This is a genomic window from Halorubrum sp. SP9, from assembly GCF_005435015.1.
GTDB classification, from domain to species: Archaea; Halobacteriota; Halobacteria; order Halobacteriales; family Haloferacaceae; genus Halorubrum; species Halorubrum sodomense.
In genome coordinates, this window is sequence record NZ_SGXU01000175.1 from 1 (window position 1) to 825 (window position 825).

1 pseudogene is annotated in these 825 nt (G+C 54.2%); it reads left to right on the forward strand.

From position 1 onward, the window contains the following. A pseudogene (locus tag EXE45_RS19865) lies at positions 1-360 on the forward strand (hypothetical protein); the annotation flags it as partial. Between the last annotated feature and the right edge of the window lie 465 nt (positions 361-825).

Sequence of the window (825 nt, forward strand, 5' to 3'; positions counted from 1 at the left end):
CTGCTTTCGGTAGATGGGTACGTGCCTGGTCTGTTTGAGCTGGTCTTCTTTTCGGCTGCGTGGTTCGTTGGGCTGCTCTCGATTGCGTACTCGATGTACACCATCCACCAGCTCATGTCGGCACAGAAGGAGCGACGAATCCGGGAACTAGAGGCTGAACTCCATCAGGCAATCGAAAACCCGTACGATATTAACAACTCAAAAGTTGTCGATCAAGACAAGTTAGACGATGCGCGGCGCCGCCTCAAAGAAGTTCGAGACACACGTGTCTATCCAGCAACGTTCACAATGTGGAGCCAAATTGCGATCAGCGTATTGCTTCCACAACTGCTCCAGCTCACGGTTCAGACAGCGATATAAGACGGTCGTATCTCACCGATGGCATCCGACGTGACACCCTACGAGGTCGTCCACAGTTCAGAGAGAATGCGACCGTAGCAAACCCAACAACAGTCAACAAGACGCCGATAGTGCCACCTCGACCGTCACAGGGTAGACGTTTGGCCAGATCCTCCCTCAATCTGGCACAGCCATTAGTTTGCGGTAGAGACCCTCATTTCGCTGTGAGGGCCGCAGGTGACTCTGGGCAAATACCACGCTGAATCTCAAAGTATATGTGTGATAACTAACTTGTTGTGGTAATGCGCTCGTGGCTCCCGACGTCATCACCGAGCCCACCACACCTTGAGGTGGACGTACCACGGGCACATCTCCGGCAATTGCTCGAACCAGTCGTCGCCGTTGACGGCCAAACAACACTCACCATCGGCGGTGATGCGCTTGTGGCGACCAGTGTGGACGACCCGCAAGTCAATGCTGTCGAGG